The organism is Achromobacter sp. CF-sbj1-Ac2-l, from assembly GCF_052698165.1.
Genome location: NZ_CP199855.1, coordinates 3,639,366 through 3,661,031, shown reverse-complemented (window position 1 = coordinate 3,661,031; position 21,666 = coordinate 3,639,366). Strand labels below are relative to the sequence as shown.

Genomic DNA, 21,666 nt, shown 5'->3' with positions numbered 1-21,666 from the left:
AGGGACGGGCCGACGCTTTGCCCTGCCGCTTTGCATCGACGGTTTGCATCGACGCTTTGCATCGATAATGACGGCCATGACGCCTCCCACCCATTCCGCTTCCTCCGACCGCGACGGTTTTTGGTTCGACGCCGCCGATCCCGACATGGCGCTTGAACGCGCCGGCAATCATGTCCGCCTGGCGCGCGCCGAGCCGCCCTGGCTGGTCGTTGATCAATCCATTGCCACCATGACGCTGGGCCGCCGCTGGCCCGGGCAGTTGTGGCGCGTGCGCGTGGCGCAACTGGGCGACATGTCCGGCCTGGTGGCGCAACCCGGCTACTGGCGCGCCGCCGCGATCGAACTGCTGCAACCGCTGCCGCTGGGCACGCTGTTTGGCCCGCACGGCCAGGCGGTGGTCGACATCCTGGCCCGCATTCCCGAACTGACGCGCGAACAGGCGCGGGCGTTGGGCGCCGATCTGCCTGCCGACGGCTGGGACCGCTACGGTCGCGCCTGGGAGCGCTGGTCGAAAGACGAAGAGGGCGTCCCCACGCCTGCCGATGCGCCGCCGCAATCGGAATGGTATGGCGTGCTGGCCGCGGCGCGCCGCCGGGGCGGGGCGCGTTCGCCCGTGCATGGCGGCTTGCTGCAGATCCACGGCTTGCTGCGGCAACGCGCCCAGGCCGTCGATGGCGACGCCGCGTTCATCCGCGAAGTGGACGAGGACGGCGAGGTCGACGAGTCGCTCGCGGCGCCGTGGGACGGGGCCAGCGACGCCTTGCTGTTCGCCGCCATGGCGCAGGGGGCGCCGCAATACCTGTCGACGGCGGACGCCGATGCGCTGTCGCGGCCCTGGCGCGAGGTGTTTGGCGACCCGGCCGGATCGATGTGAGCCAACTCGGCCATGGCTGCCGTCAGGGCATGCCGCGCGGCGCAAGGGCGCGCCGGCGCGCTTTATTCCTCGCCCCGCCAGGACTTGCGCCGCCGCGCCCGCGGCTTGGGCGCCACGCCCAGGCGCGGATCGCGCGCCAACGCCAGTTCCACCAACCGGGCCGCCAGCGTCTCGAACGCCTCGTCGGTCTGCGGCAGGTACAGCCACTTGCCCAGTTCCGGGTGCGGCAGCAGGCTCGGCATATCGGCCAGCAGCGCCGCGTGGCGGTCATGCGAGGTGCACACCATCACGCCGTTCCAGGGGATGTCGCGGTCGGCCACCACCAGGTACAGCGCGCCGTCCAGGTAGGCGGCGTCGCAGCCGAACATCTTGCGGCGCAGATAGCCGGGATCACGCTCGAGCGGGTCGAGGATCCACAGCAGTGAATTGGCGCGGGCGGCGCGCTGGCGGGAGGGGGGCGAGAACAGGTCGGGGCGTTGGGGCATTGCGAACGGCACGGGCGGATGGGCCAGGTTCAGACGATACCCGATCCCGGCCGCACGCCGTTCAGGGGTAGCCGTTACCCAGGCCGGCGGGCGCCGGCCCGCGCGGTGTCCGCACAAAGCAGATATGCGATCCCGCGCATAGCGCCATCGCCGCCCCGCGCCTACCATGCTGCAAACACAAGAACCCCCAGGGTGGAGACAGCATGAGAATGGCAAGTGCGCTGACCGCGGTCAGCCTGTGGCTCGGCGCGGGCCTGATATCGGCGGCCGTGGCGGCCGGGGCCTATCCCGACCGGCCGGTCAAATTGATCGTGCCGTTCCCGGCCGGCGGCGCCACCGACCTGATGGCGCGCTCGCTGGCGCAGGGCCTGAGCGAAAAGCTGGGCCAGACCGTGGTGGTGGAGAACCGCGGCGGGGCGGGGGGCACCATCGGCGCCGAGGCCGTGGCCAGCGCCGCGCCCGATGGCTACACGCTGCTGTACTCCACCATGGGCGTGCTGACCATCAACCCGTCGCTATACCCCAAGCTGCGCTACGACCCGCAGCGCAGCTTCGCGCCGGTGTCGATGACCAACCTGACCTCCAACCTGCTGGTGGTCAACCCCGGCCTGAAGGTCAGCTCGGTCGCCGAACTGGCCGAACTGGCGCGGCAGCGGCCGGGCGAGCTGACCTTCAGCTCCTCGGGCAACGGCACCACCAGCCACCTGGCCGGCGAGATGTTCAAGACGGCGGCGCATGCCGACATCCGCCACATTCCCTACAAGGGCACCTCGGGGGCCATCAACGACTTCCTGGCCGGCCGCATCTCGATGATGATCGACACCTCGTCCAACTTCATCGAGCAGGTCCGGCAGGGCAAGGTGCGGGCGCTGGCCGTGACCAGCCGCCAGCGGCTGGCGGCGCTGCCCGACGTGCCGTCGATGTCGGAGACGCCGGGTTTCGAGGACTACGAGGTCAGCCTGTGGTCCGGCGTGCTGGCGCCGGCGGGCACGCCGCGTCCCGTCATCGACCGCCTGAACGCCGACATCAAGGCGGTGATGACGTCGCCGCGGATGGTCGAGCGCATGGCCGGCTACGGCATCCAGACCACCCACAGCACGCCCGAAGCCTTCGCCGAACGCATCCGCGTCGATACGGCGAAATGGGCGCGCATCATCGAACAGTCCGGCGCGCGCGCCGATTGAGGCCCCGGCTCCCGGCCCACCCGGCGGCCGGGCCCCTGGAAGGAAATCCCATGCGATTGATGCTTCGATCCCTGCTGGCGGCGGTGGCCCTGTCCATCGGCGCCGCGTCCGCGGCGGCGGCCTATCCAGACCGGCCCGTCATCCTGGTCAATCCCTACGCCGCCGGCGGCCCCGCCGACGTGGTGGCGCGCAGCTTGGCGCGGGCGCTGGAAAAGCGCCTGGGCCAGCCGGTGGTGGTGGAGAACAAGCCCGGCGGCGGCGCCTCCATCGGCACCGGCTTCGTGGCGCGTGCCAAGCCGGACGGCTACACGCTGCTGCTGGGCACCTCGGCCGGCCACGTGGTCACGCCGCTGATGCAGAAGACCGTGTACGACGGGGTCAAGGGTTTCGCCTTCTGTTCGGTGGTGGCGGTGCAGCCCATCATGCTGGTGGTCAATCCGTCGCGCGGCATCCGCTCGGTGTCCGAGCTGATCGCCCGCGCCAAGGCCGAACCCGGCAAGTGGAGCTACGGCTCGGCCGGCGTGGGCGGCGCCACGCACCTGGGCGCCGAGCTGTTCCAGCAGGTCGCCGGGGTGCAGCTGAACCACATTCTCTATGCCGGCGCCTCGCCCGCCATCAATGACGTGGTCGGCGGCCAGACCGACCTGGCCATGCTGAATCTGTCGGCCAGCCTGCCGTTCATCCGCCAGGGGCGCCTGCTGGCGCTGGCCTATGCGTCGGACAAGCGTTCGCCGCTGCTGCCGGACGTGCCGACGCTGGCCGAGGCCGGCGTGGCGGGCGCGGACGCGGCCACCTGGTACAGCCTGGCCGCGCCGGCCGGCACGCCCGCGGACATCGTGCGCACCCTGAGCGACGCCGTCCGGGCCGTGAACGACGATCCCGACTACCGCCGCGTCATGCAGGAGCAGGCGATAGCGTTGATGGCGCTGTCGCCGCGGGAAGCGGACGCCTACGTCGCCAAGGACCTGGCCGACATGCGCCGGCTGCTGGGCACGCTGGGCTTGCTGGCCAAATGAACACAGGGTCACTGGACACACGACCCCGCATGCCCACGGCCGCCGGCCAGGCGCGGACGCGGCGCCGGCCACCAGGAACGCATCCATGAACTTCGATTTCAGCGAACTCAGCGCCACCAACGCCTTCAAGCTGCTCTCCAGCGTGGTGGTGCCGCGCCCCATCGCCTGGGTGGTGAGCCAGTCGGCGCAGGGGCAGCGCAACGCCGCGCCGTTCTCGTTCTTCAACGTGGTCAGCAGCGACCCGCCCATCGTGGCGCTGGGCATCGGCCCGCGCGGCGGGCAGTTGAAGGACACCTCGCGCAACATCCTGGAGACCGGCGAGTTCGTCATCAACCTGGTGTCGGCCGAACTGGCCGCGCAGATGAACCACACCAGCCTGGACTACGTGGCCGACGTCGATGAGCTGACCCGCGCCGGGCTGGCGACCGCTCCCTCGCGGGTGGTCGCGCCGCCGCGCATCGCGCTCAGCCCGGCGGCGCTGGAATGCCGCGTGTGGCAGGTGCTGGATGCCGCGCCACAGCGCGTCATCGTGCTGGCGCGGGTGGTGGCGCTGTACCTGCGCGACGACGCGCTGCTGGACGCGCAGCGCTTCCATGTGGACACCCCCGCGCTGCGCCTGCTGGGCCGCATGCACGGCGCCGGCTGGTACGCGCACACCAGCGACCTGTTCCAGATGCGCGCGCCGGACGCCGCTAACGATCCGGCGGTGCGGCCCGCGCAGGGCCATTGAACCGCGTCACGATTTCAAATTTCCTGGGAGCCTCTTGATGAAACTGCATTGGTCGCCGCGCTCGCCCTTCGTGCGCAAGGTGATGATCGTCCTGTACGAAGCCGGCATCGCCGACCGCGTGACGCTGGTGCGCACGCCGGTCGCCATGGACAAGCCCAACCTCGACCTGGTGGCCGACAACCCGCTGATCAAGCTGCCGACGCTGGTGCTGGACGACGGCACGCCGGTCTACGACTCGCGCGTCATCTGCGCCTACCTGGACGGCCTGGCCGGCGCCGGCCTGCTGCCGGCGGACCCGGCCGCGCGCCTGCTGGCCGAGCGGCGCCAGGCGCTGGGCGACGGTTTCCTGGACGCGCTGCTGTTGTACCGGCAGGAACGCAACAAGCCGGTCGAGAAGCAGACCCAGGCCTGGCTCGACGCCTTCGCGCTGAAGACCCGCGCCGTGCTGGCCGTGCTGGAGGCCGAGGCGCCGGCCCTGCGCGCCAGCCGCTTCGACCTGGGCCTGATCGCCATCGGTTGCGCGCTGTCGTATCTGGACTATCGTTTCCCGGACCTGGCCTGGCGCGATGGCCATCCGGCGCTGGCCGCCTGGCACCAGGACTTCAGCGCGCGGCCCTCCGTTGCGCGCAGCCAACCCGACGAAACGCCTTGAGCGAAGGACGATGATGAGCCGCATCCCCCTGCCCACGCCCGACAGCATGAGCGACGACCAGAAGCGCGTCTACGAACGCATCGTCTCCGGCCCGCGCGGCCGGCTGGTCGGCCCCTTGCGCGCCGCGCTGCACAACCCCGAACTGGCCGAGCGCTGGCAGGCGCTGGGCGCCTTGCTGCGCTTTGGCACCAGCCTGCCGCCGCGCATCAGCGAACTGGCCATCGTGGTCACCGCGCGCCGCTGGAACAGCCAGATCGAATGGCACATCCACGCCCAGGCCGCCCGCGCCGCCGGCATTGCCGACGCGGTGCTGGACGCCATCCAGGCCCGGCGCGAACCCGTATTCGACAACCGCGACGACGAGATCGTCTACGCCTACGCCCGCCAACTGCAGGAGACCGGCCAGGTCGAGCCCGCCCTGTACGCCGAGGCGGTGCAGCGCTGGGCCGCCGTCGGCGTGGTCGAACTGACCGCCGTCATCGGCTACTACACCATGGTGTCGATGACGCTGAACGCGCACGAGATCCCGATGCCGGACGACGCGCCCGCGCCGCTGGACGCGCCGCAACAGGACGGCTGGCCGGCGCTGAGCCGGCTGGCGCCGCTGGCGGGGGAGGGCAAGGCATGACCGCGCCCGCCGACTCCACGCAACCCTACGTGCCCGACAGCGTCGAGACGCCGCGCATGCCGATGGCGCCCGCGCAGCCCCTGCCGCCCCAAGCCTGCGACACGCATTGCCACGTGTTCGGCCCCTACGAGCGCTTCCCGCTGTGGCATCCGTCCTCTTACGCCGCGCCCGACGCGCCGGCGCAGCGCTATCTGCGCATGCTGGACACCCTGGGCGCCGCGCGCGGCGTGCTGGTGCAGCCCGCGCCCTACGGCACGCATCCCGACGCCTTGCTGGACGCGCTGGCGCAGGGCGGCGACCGCCTGCGCGGCATCGCGGTGGCCGACCCGTCGGCCAGCGACGCGCAACTGCGGGCCTTGTATGACGGCGGCGTGCGCGGACTGCGCTTCGTCGAGGCGCGCGACCCCGCCGGCAATCTGTTTCCGGGCAGCGTGGGGTTCGACCAGGTCGCCGCGCTGGCCCCGCGCATGAAACACCACGGCCTGCATGCACAGTTGTGGGCGCCGTGCGATACCTATCTGCGCCACCTGCCGGCGCTGGCGAAGCTGGACCTGCCGCTGGTGATCGACCACCTGGGCAGCCTGGTCCCGGCGCGTGGCGACCAGGACCCGGCGTTCCAGTTGCTGCGCGGCCTGCTGGCCGACGGCCGCCTGTGGATGAAGCTGACGCTGTGCCGCGTCGGCAGCGCGCCGGACTACGAGAATGCGCGCTTCCTCCACGACGCCTTCGTCGCCGCCAACCCCGACCAGGTGCTGTGGGGCTCGGACTGGCCGTTCGTGCGCATGGGCGCGACGGCGCCGTCCGCCGACGCCCTGGTGGCGGTGGCGCAGCGCTGGCTGGGCGATGACGCCATGCGCCGCAAGGTCTGGGTCGACAATCCCGCGCGGCTCTACGGCTTCGATTGAAGCGCCGGCCCCGTCAGGGGCTGGCGTGCCACACGCCTTCGCCGCCGATCTCGCGCACCAGGCTCTGGATCTGCGCGGCCACCTCGGTGACGGTGCGGCCCGGCCCCTTGGCGCGGGCGAAGGCCATCGAGATGATGCGTCCCATGGCCGGATCGCGCAGCGCCGCGATGCCCAGGCGGCCTTCCTGCACCTCCTGCCAGACCGCGTGCAGCGGCAGCACCGTGTACATGTGTTCGTGCTCGACGATGGACTTCATCAGCGGCAGCGAATCGGCCTCGATCAGCGGCGCGATGCTGATCTTGCGCGCCCGCGCCAGCCCGTCCAGCGCATTGCGCAGGCCGTTGGGCGCGCCGGGCAGGATGAAGGGCAGGCCGTCCAGTTGTTCGAAGGCGACCTCGCCGCCGCGCGTCAGCGGGTCGCCGGCCGCGCCCACCAGGTACGAATCGACCGAGGCCAGCGCCTGTTCGCCCGGCGGGCATTTGTCGCCATAGCGGTACAGGATGGCGATGTCGACGCGGCTGTCGGTCAGCCATTCCTCGATCTGGCCGCTGGAGCCTTCCAGGATCTTCAGGTGCACCTTGGGAAACTGCTTGCGCAGCCGCGAGAACAGCCGCCGGATCAGCGGATGCGCGGTGGACGGCAGCAGCCCCAGCGTGACCTCGCCGGCCGGCTCGCGCGCCTCGCCGTTCAGCTCCAGTTCCAGCCGCTCGGCGTCGCCCAGCAGCGTGCGCACCAGCGGAAACAGGCGTTCGCCCACTTCCGACAGGTGCACGCCGCGGCCGGTGCGGTTGAACAGCCGCGCGTTGCACTCGCGTTCCAGCGCGTTGATGCGGCGGCTCAGCACCGACTGGTCCTGGTCCAGATAGAGGGCGGCGCGCGAGATGCTGCCCAGTTCCGCGATCGCCAGGAAGGCCCGCCACTTGTGCAGGTCGGCGGTGACGTCCAGGCTCAGGCCCGTGGCTTTGGCAGGCGGCATGATGGATAAGGCGGCAACGAAAGAGACGGCATAAGGGTACGGCAAAAGCGGGCCGGCATGGGACTATTCCAGCCCCAGCTTGCCGCGCCGGATCACCTCGCCCCATTTCTTCGATTCGGCCTGCATCAGCGCCTGGTAGGCCTCGGGCGTGGTGGCCGTGGGAATGGCGCCCTGGTCGATCATCTTCTGCCGCAGGGCCGGTTCGGCCAGCGTCTCGGCGATGGCTTGCGACATCTTCTGCACGATCTCCGGCGGCGTCCCGGTCGGCGCGATGATGCCGTAGTTCGATTCGACGATCACACCGGGAAAACCCGCCTCCTTGGTGGTCGGCACGTCCGGCAGGCCCTCGAAGCGCGTCGGGCTGGCCACCGCCAGCGTGCGCAGCTTGCCGGCCTTGATGAAGCCCAGCACCGCCGAGGCGTCGCCCGGGAACATCTGCACCTCGTTGGACAGCAGCGCCGTCACCGCGGGCGAGGCGCCCTTGTACGGCACGTGCATGATGTCGATGCCGGTCTGCTGCTTGAGCAGCTCGCCGCCCAGGTGCGGCGTGGTGACGTTGCCGGCCGAGCCATAGTTGTACTTGCCGGGCTGGCGCTTGGCGCTGGCGACGAAGTCGGCCAGCGTGGCGTCGGGCAGGGACGGGTTGACCACGATGACCAGCGGAATGCGCGCCACCAGCGACACGTACTGGATCCTGGACACGTCATACGGCACCTTCATGACGTGCGGCAGGCCGGTGATGGCGCCCGGCACGCCGAAGCCGAAGGTGTTGCCGTCGGGCGTGGCGCGCACCGTCGCGTCCACGCCGATGGTGCCGCTGGCGCCGGCCTTGTTCTCGATCACGATGGTCTGGCCCAGCCGCTGGCCCAGCGCCGGCGCCAGCAGCCGCGCCAGGTTGTCGACCGAGCCGCCGGGCGGGTAGGGCACGATCAGCCGGATCGGCTGGCTCGGCCAGGGCGCGGCGGCCTGGCCCGGGGCGGCAAAGGCGGCGCCCAGCAGCAGGGCGGCCGCCGTCAGTGCGGTAGCGTGTTTCATCTGTCTCTCTCCTGTGGCGCCGGCTCGCGGCCGGCGCGTCGTTGTCATGCGCCTTCCAGCCCCAACTGCTTGGCGTAGATATTGCGCTGGATCTCGTTGGTGCCGCTGAAAATGGTCGCCGCCAGCGCGTTGACATACGGCGCCAGCGCGTGCACCTGGCCGTTGCCATAGCCCAGCCGCATCGCCGCGCCGCCGTATTCCTCGGCGATCTGGATCAGCAGGGCGCCCAGCCGCTCGTGCGTCTCGGTGGCCCAGACCTTCAGCAGCGACAGCTCGGGCGGCAGCGGCCGGCCGGCCTTGGCCAGCTCGGCGAAGACGCTGTACATGGCGGTCAGGTCGGCCGCGTCCAGCCGCAGCTCGGCCAGCCGGTCGGCGAACGCCGGGTCGGCCAGCAGGCCGCGCTGGCGCGCGATGCTGAAGATCTGCTGCAGGGCGTGGTTGGCGTGCTTGGGACTGCCGCTGAACAGGCGCTCGAAGCCCAGCAGCGCCTTGGCGATGCCCCAGCCGGCGTTCAGCTCGCCTACCAGGTTGGCGCGCGGCACGCGCACCTGGTCGAAGAACACCTCGCAGAACTCCTCGTGCCCCGACAGCGTGCGGATGGGACGGCGGCTCACGCCCGGGCTGGCCAGGTCCACCAGCAGGAAGCTGATGCCGGCCTGCTTCTTGACCGTCTTGTCGGTGCGCACCAGCATGAACATGTGGGTCGCGTCCTGCGCCAGCGTCGACCAGGTCTTCTGGCCGCTCACGATCAGGTCGTCGCCGTCCACCAGCGCCTCGCAGCGCAGTGAAGCCAGGTCCGAGCCGGCGTTCGGCTCCGAATAACCCTGCGCCCACACCGCCTCGCCCGACAGGATGCCCGGCAGGAAGCGCGCGCGCTGTTCCTCGGTGCCGTGGCGGATCAGGATCGGCCCCAGCATCACCAGCCCCTGGTCCGGCGCGCGCGCCACGCCGTGGCGTTCGGCTTCCTCGATGAAGGCGATCTGGCGCGCCGGCGACAGCGCCATGCCGCCGTGCTCGCGCGGCCACGACGGCGCGATCCAGCCCTGGCGCGACAGCGTGAAATACCAGTCCTTGATTTCGTCCCAATGTAGCCGCCACGGCACGTGGCGCAGGTGCTCGGGGTAGTGGGCGCGGAAGAAGCCGCGCACCAGCCGGCGGAAGTCGGCTTCCGGCATGCCGTTCCAGTCGGCCTCGCGCGGGAAGTCCGTGATGGGCGTGGCGTCGTCGTCATCGGCGCTGGGCGCGGGCAGCGCCGCCAGCGCGCCGTAGCGCTGGCGATGGGCGGCGGCATTGCCCAGCCAGGCCGCCAGGTGCAGCGCGCTGCGGAAGTACAGGCTGACGTCGCATTCCTCGGTGTAGCCGATGGCGCCGTGCAGTTGGATCGCCAGCCGCGCCGCCTCCAGGCCGGCGCGCGCGGCGCGGGCCTTGGCGCGGCTGGCCAGCGTCTTGCGCAGGGTGGCGTCGTCCGGTTGCGCGGCCAGTGTATCGAGCGCATCCAGCAGGCTGTTGGCTGCCAGCTCGACCTGCATGGCGGCGTCCACCAGCCGGTGCTGCAAGGCCTGGAACGACGCCAGCGGCCGGCCGAACTGCTGGCGCGTGTTCAGATAGGCCACCGAATCGGCCAACACCTGCCGCGCCACGCCCACCAGTTCCGCCGACTGCATCAGGCGGCCCAGGTCCAGCGCCTCGTCGACCGCGTCCAGCACGCCGTCGCGCGCCAGCAGCGCGTCCGCCGGCACCACGGCCGACTCGATCGCCAAGTGGCAGGCGGCGGCGCCGTCGGCGCGCGCGTGGACCTGCGCGGTCACGCCCGGCGTGCCGGCCGCGACGAAGAAGAGGGCGGTGCCGCGCTCGCCATCGGCCGTGACCAGCCAGCCATCGACGCCGGCCCCCGGCACTACGTGGCGCTTCTCGCCATTGAGCACATACGCGCCCTCGCGTTCGATCACGCTGACGCCGAAGGCCGTGGCGGCCTCGCCGGCCTCCAGCTGGCCCTCCGTTTCCTGCCAGGCCAGCCCCAGCAGCGTTTCGCCGCCGCACACGGCCTGCAGCAGCGCGTCGCGCCGCGCCGCATCGACCGGCGCGATCCGCGCCAGCAGCGCCGCCGGCAGCACGCCGGCGCCGACCAGCGGCTCGGGCAGTTGCGCGCGGCCGGCTTCCTCCAGCACCGCCGCCATCGCCCGCCAGCCCAGCCCCAGGCCGCCCAGCGTCTCGGGCACGCTCATGCCGAGCCAGCCGACCCCGGCGATCTCGCGCCAATAGTCGCGGTCCGGCGGCTCCTCGGCGCGCTTGCGCTGGCGCTGGTCGCGCCGCTGCAGGAAGTCGCGCGCGCTGTCGCGGATCTCTTCGATCAGGTCGTGGTCGACGCCGCTCATACGATGCCCTCCGCCCGCAGCCGGGCGATCTCGTCGTCGGACAGTCCCAGTTCGGCGCGCAGGATCTCGGCCGTGTGCTCGCCCAGCAGCGGCGGCGGCAGGCCGCCCGTGATCGGCGTGCCGGAAAAATGGATCGGGTTGCGGATGACCGGCACGGCGCCCAATCGAGGATGCTCGACGCTGCCCAGCACGCCGCGGTGGCGCACCTGCGGATCCTCGAACACCTGGTCCATGGTGTAGATCGGCCCGCAAGGCACGTTGGCCGCCGCCAGCGCCTGATTCCAGTCCCGCACGCCGCGGGCGCGCAGCGCCGGCTCGATCAGCCGCGACAGTTCGGGCTGCGCGGCGGCGCGCTTGGGGTTGGTATCGAAGCGCGCATCGCGCCCCAGCTCGGGCAGCCCGATCACCTCGCAGAAGGCGCGGAACTGCGAGTCGTTGCCCACCGCCACCATCAGGTGGCCGTCCCTGCATTCGAAGGCGCGGAACGGCGCGGTGATCTGCGAGGCCGAACCCATGCGCGCCGGCAACTGCCCGCTGGCCAGGTAGTTCATGCCGATGTGCGACAGCGCGGCGATCTGCGCGTCCAGCAGCGCCAGGTCGATGTGCTGGCCCGCGCCCGACACCTGGTCGCGGTGTCGCAGCGCCGCCAGGATGGCGCATACCGCATAGAAGCCCGCCGTCAGGTCCGACACCGAGTAGCCCGCCTTGACCGGCCCCGCGCCCGGCTCGCCGTCGGGCACGCCGGTCACGCTCATCAGCCCGCTCATGGACTGGAAGATCGGGTCATAGCCCGGCAGGTGGCTGTAGGGCCCGCTCTGGCCGAAGCCGGTGATCGAGCAATACACCAGGCGCGGATTGACCGCCGCCAGCGCGGCATAGTCCAGCCCGTAGCGGCGCAGGTCGCCGGCCTTGAAGTTCTCGATGACGATGTCCGCCTGCCGCGCCAGCCGCCGCACCAGCGCCTGGCCCTCGGGCCGGGAGATGTCGATGGTCAGCGACTTCTTGCCCCGGTTCATGGCCACGAACGACGAGGTCTGCGGGCTCGGCGCGCCGTCGCGGCCGGGCAGGGGATAGCCCTGGTGGCGCACGTCGTCGCCGCGCCCGGGGCGCTCGACCTTGATCACGTCGGCGCCGAAGTCGGCCAGCATCTGCGCCGCCCACGGTCCCGAAAACACCCGGCTCAGGTCCAGCACCTTCACGCCGTCCAACGCGCTCGTCATGTCGTCTCCTTGTCTTTTTTTGCGAAGTGTAGGCAGCGCCGGGCCTTGCACCTACGGCGCCGCCGCAATAGCTGTTATGCGCGGGGTCCGTGCCGCTAACGGCCCTGGAACACCGGCGCGCGCTTTTCCAGGAAGGCGCGGCGCGCCTCCATGGCGTCCTCGGTCTTGGCGATGGCGGCCGTCATGTCCTGCTCGTAGCGATAGCCGTCGCGCAGGCTCATGTCCTCGATGGCGTTGAGCGTCTGCTTGGCCAGCATGGTCGCCAGCGGGCTCTTGGACGCCAGCTCGCGCGCCAGTTCCAGCGCGCGCGGCATCAGCGCGTCCGACGGCAGCGCCTCCTCGACCACGCCGAGCCGGTACAGCTCGTTGCCGTCCACCCGCAGGCCGGTCAGCATCATGCGCCGCAGCCGCGAATGGCCGAACAGCCGCATGCCATGGCGGCCGCCGCCCAGCAGCCCGACGTTGATCTCGGGCAGGCCCACCACCGCGTCGGACGCCGCCAGCAGGATGTCGCACGAGGCCACGATCGCCAGCCCCGCGCCCAGCGCCGCGCCGTTGATGGCGCCCACCACCGGCTTGGCGCATTCGCGGATGGCATGGAAGCACTCGCGCGTGCGGCGCGAATGCTGCGGCAGGTCGCCCGGCCCCTTGATGGTGGCGGCGCGGTTCTTCAGGTCGGCGCCGGCGCAGAAGGTCTTGCCCTGGCCCGACAGCACCACCGCCCGCACCTCGGGCGTCTCGGAAATGCGGTCCAGCACCCACGACAGCTCGTTCATCATCTCGGTGCTGAGCGCGTTGACGGGGGGATTGGCCAGCAGGATGGTGGCGACGCCGCCGTCGAGGCTGACGTCCAGCGCGGTGTAGGGCCCGGCCAGGTTTTCCGGCATGGTCATGGTGTGTCTCCTTGTGGTCCGGTCTGTGGGGCCGGTCAGATGATCTTGCGGTCGCGGTAGTCCTGGATCTGCGCCGCGCTCAGTCCCAGTTCGGCCAGCACCTCGTCGGTGTGCTGGCCCAGCAGCGCCGGCGCGCGGTCCACCCGCAGCGCCGATTGGCCGAAGCGCAGCGGGTTCATCACTTGCGGCACCTCGCCGGCGGCGGGATGGGGCAGGCGCCGCAGCATGCCGCGGTGCAGCACCTGCGGGTCCTCGAACACCTCGGGCACCGTGTTGATCGAGCCGGCCGGCACCCCGGCCCGCTTGAGCAGGTCCAGCCAATGGGCGCGCGGCTCGCCGATGAAAATGGCGTCCAGCAGCGGATCGAGCGTGTCCAGGTTCTTCACGCGCTGGCTGTTGCTGACATAGCGCGGATCGCGCGCCAGGCCGGGCTGGCCCAGCGCCTCGCACAGGGTGGCGAACTGCGCGTCATTGCCCACCACGATGACGATGTCGCCATCGGCGCAGGCAAAGGTGCGCTGCGGCTGGATATTCGGGTGCGCGGTGCCGGTGCGGCGCGGCACCCGCCCGCCCAGCAGGAAGTTCATGGCCTGGTTGGCCAGGAGGCCGACCTGCACGTCCAGCATGGCCACGTCGATGTACTCGCCCTGGCCGGTCTGCGCGCGCCGCAGCAGGGCGGCCACGATGCCCAGCGCCGCGTACACGCCGGTGGTCAGGTCGACGATCGGCACGCCCACCTTCTGCGGCCCGCCGCCCGGTCGGTCGTCGCGCTCGCCGGTCACGCTCATCAGCCCGCCCATGGCCTGGATCAGGAAGTCGTAGGCCGGCTCGGCCGCGCGCGGCCCGGTCTGGCCGAACCCCGTCACCGAGCAATACACCAGGCGAGGATTGATCGCCGACAGCGACGCATAGTCCAGCCCCAGCCGCGCCAGCGTGCCGACCTTGTAGTTCTCCAGCACCACGTCCGCGTCGCGGCACAACTGCTTGACCAGCGCCTGGCCCTCGGCCGTCTGCAGGTCCAGCGTGATCGAGCGCTTGCCCCGGTTGGTGGCCACGAAATAGGCGCCGTCCGCCGTGTCCTGGCCCTGCTCGTCCTTCAGGAAAGGCGGCCCCCAGGACCGGGTGTCGTCGCCCTGGCCGGGCCGCTCGACCTTGATGACATCGGCGCCCAGGTCGGCCAGGATCTGGCTGGCCCAGGGGCCGGCCAGCACGCGGCTCAGGTCGAGCACTTTCAGGTTTGATAACAGCGGCTGCAACGCCTTCTCCTTGACTGCTGTGAAGTGCGGCCAGTCTAGGATTTCCGCGCGGCGGCAGGCTCCACCCGGATGGCAAAGCTGTTATGCGTGATGGGACGCCGTCCCCGGTACAATTCGGCCCATCATGCCCGGGTCGCAAGGGGCATTCCGGTAGTCCGTGCAGCGTAGACAAAGGTCCCCCGATGCGCCTGAGCCAGTGCCAGAATTTCCACGACTTTCGCCGCATGGCGCGCCAGCGGCTGCCCGGCCCGATCTTCAACTACATCGACGGCGCCGCCGACGATGAGACCACCTACCGCCGCAACACCGAGGCCTTCGAGGCCTGCGACCTGGTGCCCGACGTGCTGCGCGGCGTGGCGGATGTGGACATGTCCGTCACCGTCATGGGCCAGAAGCTGGCCATGCCGGTCTATTGCTCGCCCACCGCGCTGCAGCGCCTGTTCCACCACGACGGCGAACGCGCCGTGGCCGCCGCCGCCGGCAAGTTCGGCACCATGTTCGGAGTGTCGTCGCTGGGCACCGTCAGCCTGGAAGAGGCGCGCCAGATCAGCGGCGGCCCGCAGGTCTACCAGTTCTACTTCCACAAGGACCGCGGCCTGAACCGCGACATGATGGCGCGCGCCAAGGCCGCCGGCGTGCAGGTCATGATGCTGACGGTCGACAGCATCACCGGCGGCAACCGCGAGCGAGACAAGCGCACCGGCTTTGCCATCCCGTTCCGCCTGAACCTGGCCGGCATCGCCCAGTTCGCCATCAAGCCGGCCTGGGCCATCAACTACGCCACCCACGAACGCTTCCGCCTGCCGCAGCTGGACGGCCACGTCGACATGGGCGGCGGCGCCATGTCCATCAGCCGCTATTTCACCGAGATGCTCGATCCCGCCATGACCTGGGACGACGTCGCCGCCATGGTGCGCGAGTGGGGCGGCCAGTTCTGCCTGAAGGGCATCATGTCGGTCGAGGACGCCAAACGCGCTGTCGCCATCGGCTGCACCGGCATCGTCCTGTCCAACCACGGCGGCCGCCAGCTCGACGGCTCGCGCAGCGCCTTCGACCAGCTCGCCGAGATCGTCGACGCCGTCGGCGACCGCATCGACGTGATGATGGACGGCGGCGTGCAGCGCGGCACGCACGTGCTCAAGGCGCTGGCGTTGGGCGCCAAGGCCGTGGGGCTGGGCCGCTACTACCTGTTCCCGCTGGCCGCCGCCGGACGGCCCGGCGTGGAACGGGCGCTGGAACAGATGCGCGTGGAGATCGAGCGCGCGATGAAGCTGATGGGCTGCCGGACGGTGGCGGAGCTGCAGCGCCGGCACCTGCGGTTCCGCTGAAGCGGCCGCTGGCGGCGGGTTTGATACAGTCGCGGAACTGCCCGATAAACAGAACCCCACGCCGGTGGACCGCCGCTCGTCAGTTGGATAGCAATCCGGCTTGCGGGATGTCGAGGACCACCCTGACCCGGATCGTCGACGCTTTGGAGATTTCATGCACATTCGTCCCCGTCTGACCGCTTCGATCGCCGCGCTGACGCTGGCGCTGCTGGCCGCGCCGCCGGTCATCGCCGCCTCTGTTCAAGCCGAAGCCCCCGCGGGCGCGACCACCTGCGCCTTCAGCGCCTGGGCCAACTACGACAAGCCGTCTATCACCGTGCGCGACGCGCCGTCCGCCGGCGCCAAGGTCCTGGGCCAGATCCCCGCCAGGCCCGCCGCCGGCGAGCCGGAGTATTCCTACAGCGTCACCTTCGACGTGAAGGAAGCGAAGGACGGCTGGCTCAGGATCGCCAACGCCAGCGACGCCTACAACGAGGAAGAATATCCGGAGCGTGCGCCGCGCAAGCTCTACAAGGGCGAAGGCTGGATTCGCGCCGACGATGCCCGGGTCGGCATCCAGTCCGCGCGCGGCTATGCCAGGCCCGACGCCGCCAGCCAGCGGCTGGTGGACCTGGGCAGCGACTGGCTGACCGAAATGGGCAAGATCCAGGGCATCCGCGCCTGCCACGAGGACTGGGTGCTGCTGGATTACCTGGTGGACCGCAAGCGCTCGCCGCAGGACGAGATCGTCGAGCGCGCCAAGGGCGAACGACTGGCGGGGCGGGCGTGGTTCCGGGGACTGTGCGACGTGCAGGAAACGACCTGCGACATGAAATCGGTGGATCGGTGAGGGCAGGGTTCATGCCGGTGATCCTGGCGCAGGCATCCATTGCGCAACCGGAACAGGGCGACCCGTGGCCGGCTCCAAGGTGATTCAACAGTGCTTATTCATGACTTCAGCGGATGAGGCTGAATTCGCCGGCGCGCTCATGAAAGCCCGCCCCTCTATCCGGTTCATCAACATGCAGGAGCAGCCGGACGTCGAGCGGCCGGGATACAGGAATCGAATCGAAGCGTGTGAAGGGGTTCACGTGACGATCGTGGATTCCTCCATCATCTCCGAAGCGGATTTTCACAATCGCTATGTGAAACGTCATCCCTCGGGAAAGGGGTGGATCTACGCGCTGGTTGGGTCAGGGCTGGTCAGCCTTTTGAGGTCAAGAGCGGCGGATTTTCTCCCGGATTCCCTTCTCAACGGCGAGCTGCGGGCGTCAATTCCGGCGGATGACGAGGATACCGAGGCATTCGTGGCGATCGTGCTGCGCGAGGCAAAGGCGCGCGCGGAGAAGTTGGTATCCATCGACGCGGCCACCGGTCAGCGCGGAACCAGGGTCGACCGGAAATTCATTGCATGGCCGGACGCGGCACGCAGATTCGACGGCGTGAACGGGGCATACCTGGCCAATGGCGCGCACGCATTATTTGTTCCGACGGGTGTTGGGAAGTAGTTCCCGCCAAGCCAGGCCCGACGCGGCCAGGACAGCGGCGCCATAGCCCGGACGCGCGCGTGCCACGCGTCGAAAACCCCTACAAGGCCTGGCCAAATCGGGGCTATCCCTATTGTGCATATTCGCAACACAAATGCACATGATAAGAGTTCGCATTACACTTGCTTGCCAATTATTCACCAACCCTGCAAGGAAGCGTCATGCAAGACCCGCGGCCCGCCAGCCTGATTTTCCCCATTCGTCCACGCCTCGCCCTGCGGCGCACCACCAGCCTGGTGCTGATGGCGCTGGCCAGCGGCACAGCGCTGGCGCAGGAGTCGGGCGTCGCCACCTTGCCCGCCGTGCAGGTCCAGGCCGACGGCGATCCCACCACCACCGAGGGCACCGGCTCCTACACCCCGCGCGCCACGGCCGCCAGCACCGGCCTGCCGCTGACGCTGCGCGAAACCCCGCAATCGGTCACCGTGGTCACGCGCCAGCGCATCGAAGACCAGGACATGCGCTCGCTGACCGACATCCTGGGCAACACGCCCGGCATCTCGGTGCAGAACTACGACAGCGAACGCTACACCTTCAGCTCGCGCGGCTTCGCCATCAGCAACTATCTGTACGACGGCGTGCCCACCAGTTTCGAGACCGGCTATGCGGCGGGCGAATCATCCATCGACCCCATCATCTACGATCGCGTCGAAGTCGTGCGTGGCGCAACGGGCCTGCTGACCGGCACCGGCAACCCGTCCGCGTCCGTCAACCTGGTGCGCAAGCACGCCACCAGCCGCGAATTCACCGCTGACCTGAGCGTCAGCGCCGGTACCTGGGACACCTACCGTGCCACCGCCGACCTGTCCTCGCCGCTGAACGCCAGCGGCAGCGTGCGCGGCCGCATCGTCTCGGCCTACCAGGACAACCACTCGTACCTGGATGGCTACCAGAACCGCAAGAAGGTCTTCTATGGCGTGGTGGACGCCGATCTGACCGCCCGCACCACCTTGAGCGTCGGCTTCAACTATCAGGACAACGACCCGCAACGCAGCAGTTGGGGCGGTTTCCCGCTGTGGTACGCCGACGGCGGCCGCACCGACTGGAAACGCTCGCTCAACACCGGCGCCGACTGGACCAAGTGGGCCAGCACCACCGAAGGCGCCTTTGCCAGCCTGGAGCACCGCTTCGATAACGGCTGGCGCGTGCAGGCCGTCGGTTCGCACTCCAAGCACGAAATGGACGGCAAGCTGCTCTACCTGTATGGCTGGCCCGACCGCAACACCGGCCTGGGCATGGGCGCCTCGGCCCAGCGCTACTACGGCGACCGCAAGCAGAACAGCCTGGACCTCAAGGCTTCCGGCCCATTCTCATTGTTCGGCCGCCAGCACGAAGCGGTGGTCGGCGCCAGCTTCACCCGCCAATACGCCGATTTCCGCAACCGTGGCGCGGTCTCGCCGGCGCCCATCGGCAATTTTCTGGACTGGGACGGCTCGTATCCCGAACCGCAGTGGAGCGACACCTCCACCCTGGCCAGCCGCTACACCACCAAGCAGGCCGGTTGGTACGGCGCGCTGCGCTTCAGCCTGGCCGACCCGCTCAAGCTGATCGTCGGCGGCCGCTACAGCACGTGGAAGACGGATGCGGTAGGGTGGGGCGGCAGCAGCCGGCAGGCGTTCGACAAGGATGCGTTCGTGCCGTACGCCGGCCTGCTGTACGACATCAACGAGAACTACACGGCGTACGTCAGCTATACCGGGATCTTCAATCCGCAGGACAAGCAGGACCGCAACGGCAACTGGCTCGATCCGCTGGAGGGCAAGGCCTACGAGGCCGGCATCAAGGGTGAATTCCTCGAAGGCCGCCTGAATGCCTCGGCGGCGGTATTCCAGATCAACCAGGACAATCTGGCGCAGGACGACGTCGGCTATCTGGTGCCCGGCACGCTCAACCAGGCCTCGCGCGCCGCCAATGGCACGCGCAGCCGGGGCTTCGACCTGGAAGTGTCGGGGGAAGTCTCGCCCGGCTGGAACGTGGCGGCGGGATGGTCGCACTGGACCGCGCGCGATGGCGACGGCAGCCCCATCCAGACCGACCAGCCGCGCAGCCTGGTGCGCTTGTTCACCACCTACCGATTGCCGGGCGACTGGAACCGGTTGACGGTGGGCGGCGGCGTCAACTGGCAGAGCCACGTCTACACGATCGCCAACGGCCCCAATGGCGAGGAGCGCGTGGGGCAGGGCAGCTATGCGCTGGTCAACCTGATGGCGCGCTACCGGTTCGACAAGAGCCTGTCGGCGCAGTTGAATATCAACAACCTGATGGACCGCAAGTACTACTCGCAGATCGGCTTCTACAGCCAGGGCGCGTGGGCGGCGGGGCGTAGCGCGACGTTGACGATGCGGTATCAGTATTGAGCGCGAGCCCGGCCGGTTCGGCCGGGCTGACTCATCGTCCTGGAGACGGCGCCCGTCATGCCTATCGCGGGCGCCGGGCCCGGTCAGAAGCTCGGCTTGCGGCTGTTCGACTGGTTGATGAACTCGATCCGCGCGTTGGTCCAGGCCGGGTCATACAACTGCACGCTGACGCCGCTGTATTTCAGCACCGCTTGCGTCATGTCGGTCGAGCAACCCATGCCGGGATTGGTGCTGGGCTTCTGGCACCACTCCAGGTTCAACTGGTTGGGAAAGTTCGACTGCTTGCCGTATTTCTGCACCACGGCCTGCGCCATGGCGTCCTTGTTGGCCGGCGTCCACGGCATTTCGTAGCGGACCTGGGACACCGCCAGCGGCCGCTGCTTGTCGACCGGCACGCGTGGCTCGAAATGCACCACCAGCCGAACGCCATCTTTTTCGTAGCTGAAATTCTGCGGCTGCTTGGTATTGGTGACGGGGTTCAGCGTCGGGTAACCCGCCTTGATCTGATGCTTGCCCACGCCGAAATTCTTCGCCGCGGCGGCGACCGCTTCGTCGTAGTCCATGCCCGTCTTGACGCCGGCGATGTCGAAACTCCGGGCATCGACCGAGCGCGGCGGCTCGGCATTCGCGGGGGCGGCAACCACGGCGGTGATGGCGGAGATCAGGAGTGCGGCTTTGAACTTCAAAATAATATCCTCTGCAGGTGGCGACCGGCCTGATCGATGGCGCGGCCGGTTGGCCTTTCAGTGAAGCTGGTCGGAGCCTTCCGGCTGTAGTTCCGCCAGGCCATTCCAATCGGGATCCTTGTACGTGCCCAGTCGGATGGGATAGACCGGATGCCCCGCCAGGCAGGCATTGAACGCATCCAGGAACGCTTCGACGTCGTGCGTGTAGAAACGCCATTCCTTCTGGTGATTGCCGGTCAGGCAGGCCACCTGCACGCCGATGTCGGAGTCGTCGAAAGCCTGTTCGATGGCTTCTTCGAAGCGGTTGGTGCTTTGCTTGTCTTCTTCATTGGGCATGCCGTTTTCGATGCCCGTGTACGGCCAGGAAATGATGACCAGGTTCTCATTGACCTGGCGTGTGGGCACCGGCGGCAGGCCGGTGCGCAAGCGGACCACGACCAACAGATCGTTGATGCGGGCTTCGCCCACGGACCAGAGGTCGCCTGGAAAAATACGGCTCATTGAATGGGATCCTGGGTTGCTGGCCGGGCCCGCGGGCCCGGCGCTTCTTATTGCCCGGCAACGTTGCGCGCGCGCGCTGCCGAGGGAAGGTCCGCATTATCAAGGGCGGATTTGCGTATGTCCCCAATAAAGTGCAACCGGATCTTTCGCCAGGTCGGCGAACGCGGGGATCACTGGCGGGGATAAGAGCCCAGCAGCCGTATCTCCGGATGGGCCGCCAGCATGGACGCCAGCGGCTCCTGCCGGGCGTGGCCGGCCACCTCGATCACGTAGCGATGCGTGTCCAGCGTCTTCTTGCTGGGCCGCTCGTAGATCGTCAGCACCGGCACCTTGGCATCGACCAGCGCCGCCAACGTGTCGTTGAACCTGTCGTCGGATGTGTCGACCAGCAGCGAGCTCTTGTCGCGCCCCGTCGGCGCCGGCATCGCGCGGCCCAGCACCCACCAGCGGGTCACGTTGTGCGGCCCTTGCTCGATGCCATCCACCAGCGATACCAGCGAATAGACCGACGCGCCCACCTTGGGGCCGAACGACGCCTTGTCATGGCCCGGGCTGTCGGCCACCGTCTTGGCGGCGGCGCCGCCGCTGGCGGCCTCGGTGCGCTTGACCTTGGGCATCTCGCGGTCGACCCACGGCTTGACCTCCTCGAACGCCACCGGGTGCGCTAGCACCTCCGTGACGTCCGCCAGTTTGGTGCCCGGCTTGGCCAGCAGGCTGTAGCCGAGCATCTTCGGATACTCGGCCACGATCGTCACGTCCGGCAGGTCCAGCACGGCATCCAGGTACGGCGTCACGCCCACCACCGACGTGGTCACGGGCACGCAGGCGCGTTCGATCTTGCCGGACTGGTAGCCCTTGAACAGGTCGTCGCGCGTCAGCGGCACCAGGTCAGCGGGGCCGAACAGATCCAGGCAGGCCTGGTGCGTCCAGGAACCCGCGGGCCCCAGGTAGCCGATCTGGCCGGCCGCGCTGGCGGCCAGCGGCAGCGCGAACATCGAGCAGCCGACGAGCGTCGACAGAATGGTCTTCTTCATGCTTT

21 protein-coding genes are annotated in these 21,666 nt (G+C 69.4%); 11 read left to right on the top strand and 10 right to left on the bottom strand.

All coding sequences use genetic code 11. The annotated features are described in order from the left end of the window. Positions 1-76: 76 nt before the first annotated feature. On the top strand, positions 77-874 hold the full coding sequence (locus ACUDCK_RS16630) for a hypothetical protein (RefSeq protein ID WP_244976830.1): 798 nt from the start codon (positions 77-79) through the stop codon (positions 872-874). A 62-nt stretch (positions 875-936) separates the two neighbouring features. Here ACUDCK_RS16630 and ACUDCK_RS16625 read toward each other — a convergent pair whose 3' ends face one another. Continuing rightward, positions 937-1,359 (bottom strand): hypothetical protein, encoded by a 423-nt coding sequence (locus tag ACUDCK_RS16625; protein ID WP_063570071.1) that lies wholly within the window; start codon positions 1,357-1,359, stop codon positions 937-939. A gap of 203 nt (positions 1,360-1,562) precedes the next feature. Between ACUDCK_RS16625 and ACUDCK_RS16620 the strand changes: the two genes are divergently transcribed. The 6 genes from ACUDCK_RS16620 to ACUDCK_RS16595 all read left to right on the top strand — a co-directional run bounded on the left by ACUDCK_RS16620 (position 1,563) and on the right by ACUDCK_RS16595 (position 6,474). Continuing rightward, on the top strand, positions 1,563-2,543 hold the full coding sequence (locus ACUDCK_RS16620) for a Bug family tripartite tricarboxylate transporter substrate binding protein (RefSeq protein WP_175166812.1): 981 nt from the start codon (positions 1,563-1,565) through the stop codon (positions 2,541-2,543). Between the two features lie 59 nt (positions 2,544-2,602). Continuing rightward, a complete protein-coding gene (locus ACUDCK_RS16615) occupies positions 2,603-3,559 on the top strand; it encodes a tripartite tricarboxylate transporter substrate binding protein (protein ID WP_244976849.1) in 957 nt (318 codons plus the stop codon). An 85-nt stretch (positions 3,560-3,644) separates the two neighbouring features. Next, positions 3,645-4,289: a flavin reductase family protein gene (locus ACUDCK_RS16610; protein WP_020928207.1), complete on the top strand. Its 645-nt coding sequence runs from the start codon at positions 3,645-3,647 to the stop codon at positions 4,287-4,289. 37 nt (positions 4,290-4,326) lie between these two features. Next, complete coding sequence (locus ACUDCK_RS16605; RefSeq protein WP_063581554.1) at positions 4,327-4,941, top strand: glutathione S-transferase family protein; 615 nt, start codon at positions 4,327-4,329, stop codon at positions 4,939-4,941. A gap of 13 nt (positions 4,942-4,954) precedes the next feature. Then, positions 4,955-5,569, top strand: coding sequence for a carboxymuconolactone decarboxylase family protein (locus ACUDCK_RS16600; RefSeq protein WP_175166814.1), 615 nt, complete (start codon positions 4,955-4,957; stop codon positions 5,567-5,569). Next, positions 5,566-6,474: an amidohydrolase family protein gene (locus ACUDCK_RS16595; protein ID WP_175166815.1), complete on the top strand. Its 909-nt coding sequence runs from the start codon at positions 5,566-5,568 to the stop codon at positions 6,472-6,474. The genes ACUDCK_RS16600 and ACUDCK_RS16595 overlap by 4 nt, the downstream gene beginning before the upstream one ends. A 13-nt stretch (positions 6,475-6,487) precedes the next feature. Here the strand turns inward: ACUDCK_RS16595 and ACUDCK_RS16590 are convergent, their stop codons facing one another. From ACUDCK_RS16590 to ACUDCK_RS16565, 6 genes are all read right to left on the bottom strand, one after another. Continuing rightward, positions 6,488-7,450 carry a LysR family transcriptional regulator gene (locus ACUDCK_RS16590; RefSeq protein WP_049073298.1) on the bottom strand — a complete coding sequence of 321 codons (963 nt, stop codon included), beginning with the start codon at positions 7,448-7,450 and terminating at the stop codon, positions 6,488-6,490. Between the two features lie 63 nt (positions 7,451-7,513). Further along, entirely contained in the window at positions 7,514-8,485 is a 972-nt protein-coding gene (locus ACUDCK_RS16585) for a Bug family tripartite tricarboxylate transporter substrate binding protein (RefSeq protein ID WP_175166816.1), read from the bottom strand. A 44-nt stretch (positions 8,486-8,529) separates the two neighbouring features. Further along, the gene (locus ACUDCK_RS16580; RefSeq protein ID WP_175166817.1) at positions 8,530-10,860 is read right to left on the bottom strand and encodes an acyl-CoA dehydrogenase; all 2,331 of its coding nucleotides are present in this window, start codon (positions 10,858-10,860) and stop codon (positions 8,530-8,532) included. Next, positions 10,857-12,080 (bottom strand): CaiB/BaiF CoA transferase family protein, encoded by a 1,224-nt coding sequence (locus ACUDCK_RS16575; RefSeq protein ID WP_175166818.1) that lies wholly within the window; start codon positions 12,078-12,080, stop codon positions 10,857-10,859. Before ACUDCK_RS16575 ends, ACUDCK_RS16580 begins: the two co-directional genes overlap by 4 nt. A 95-nt stretch (positions 12,081-12,175) precedes the next feature. Beyond that, a complete protein-coding gene (locus tag ACUDCK_RS16570; protein WP_175166819.1) occupies positions 12,176-12,973 on the bottom strand; it encodes an enoyl-CoA hydratase/isomerase family protein in 798 nt (265 codons plus the stop codon). 35 nt (positions 12,974-13,008) lie between these two features. Further along, the gene (locus ACUDCK_RS16565) at positions 13,009-14,229 is read right to left on the bottom strand and encodes a CaiB/BaiF CoA transferase family protein (RefSeq protein ID WP_049073302.1); all 1,221 of its coding nucleotides are present in this window, start codon (positions 14,227-14,229) and stop codon (positions 13,009-13,011) included. 182 nt (positions 14,230-14,411) lie between these two features. Here ACUDCK_RS16565 and ACUDCK_RS16560 point away from each other — a divergent pair, with 182 nt between their 5' ends. The 4 genes from ACUDCK_RS16560 (at position 14,412) to fhuE (ending at position 19,440) form a co-directional block, all read left to right on the top strand. Beyond that, positions 14,412-15,557 carry an alpha-hydroxy acid oxidase gene (locus ACUDCK_RS16560; protein WP_175166820.1) on the top strand — a complete coding sequence of 382 codons (1,146 nt, stop codon included), beginning with the start codon at positions 14,412-14,414 and terminating at the stop codon, positions 15,555-15,557. A 154-nt stretch (positions 15,558-15,711) separates the two neighbouring features. After that, a complete protein-coding gene (locus ACUDCK_RS16555) occupies positions 15,712-16,386 on the top strand; it encodes a hypothetical protein (RefSeq protein ID WP_175166821.1) in 675 nt (224 codons plus the stop codon). A gap of 64 nt (positions 16,387-16,450) precedes the next feature. After that, the gene (locus tag ACUDCK_RS16550; protein WP_175166822.1) at positions 16,451-17,044 is read left to right on the top strand and encodes a hypothetical protein; all 594 of its coding nucleotides are present in this window, start codon (positions 16,451-16,453) and stop codon (positions 17,042-17,044) included. A 200-nt stretch (positions 17,045-17,244) separates the two neighbouring features. Further along, entirely contained in the window at positions 17,245-19,440 is a 2,196-nt protein-coding gene (fhuE, locus tag ACUDCK_RS16545; protein WP_175166823.1) for a ferric-rhodotorulic acid/ferric-coprogen receptor FhuE, read from the top strand. Positions 19,441-19,523: 83 nt separating this feature from the next. Here the strand turns inward: fhuE and ACUDCK_RS16540 are convergent, their stop codons facing one another. The 3 genes from ACUDCK_RS16540 to ACUDCK_RS16530 all read right to left on the bottom strand — a co-directional run bounded on the left by ACUDCK_RS16540 (position 19,524) and on the right by ACUDCK_RS16530 (position 21,661). Then, the gene (locus ACUDCK_RS16540; RefSeq protein ID WP_144657875.1) at positions 19,524-20,126 is read right to left on the bottom strand and encodes a hypothetical protein; all 603 of its coding nucleotides are present in this window, start codon (positions 20,124-20,126) and stop codon (positions 19,524-19,526) included. 57 nt (positions 20,127-20,183) lie between these two features. After that, positions 20,184-20,627, bottom strand: coding sequence for a DUF695 domain-containing protein (locus tag ACUDCK_RS16535; RefSeq protein WP_054514974.1), 444 nt, complete (start codon positions 20,625-20,627; stop codon positions 20,184-20,186). 170 nt (positions 20,628-20,797) lie between these two features. Beyond that, positions 20,798-21,661, bottom strand: coding sequence for a prephenate dehydratase (locus ACUDCK_RS16530; protein WP_054485128.1), 864 nt, complete (start codon positions 21,659-21,661; stop codon positions 20,798-20,800). Positions 21,662-21,666: the final 5 nt, after the last annotated feature.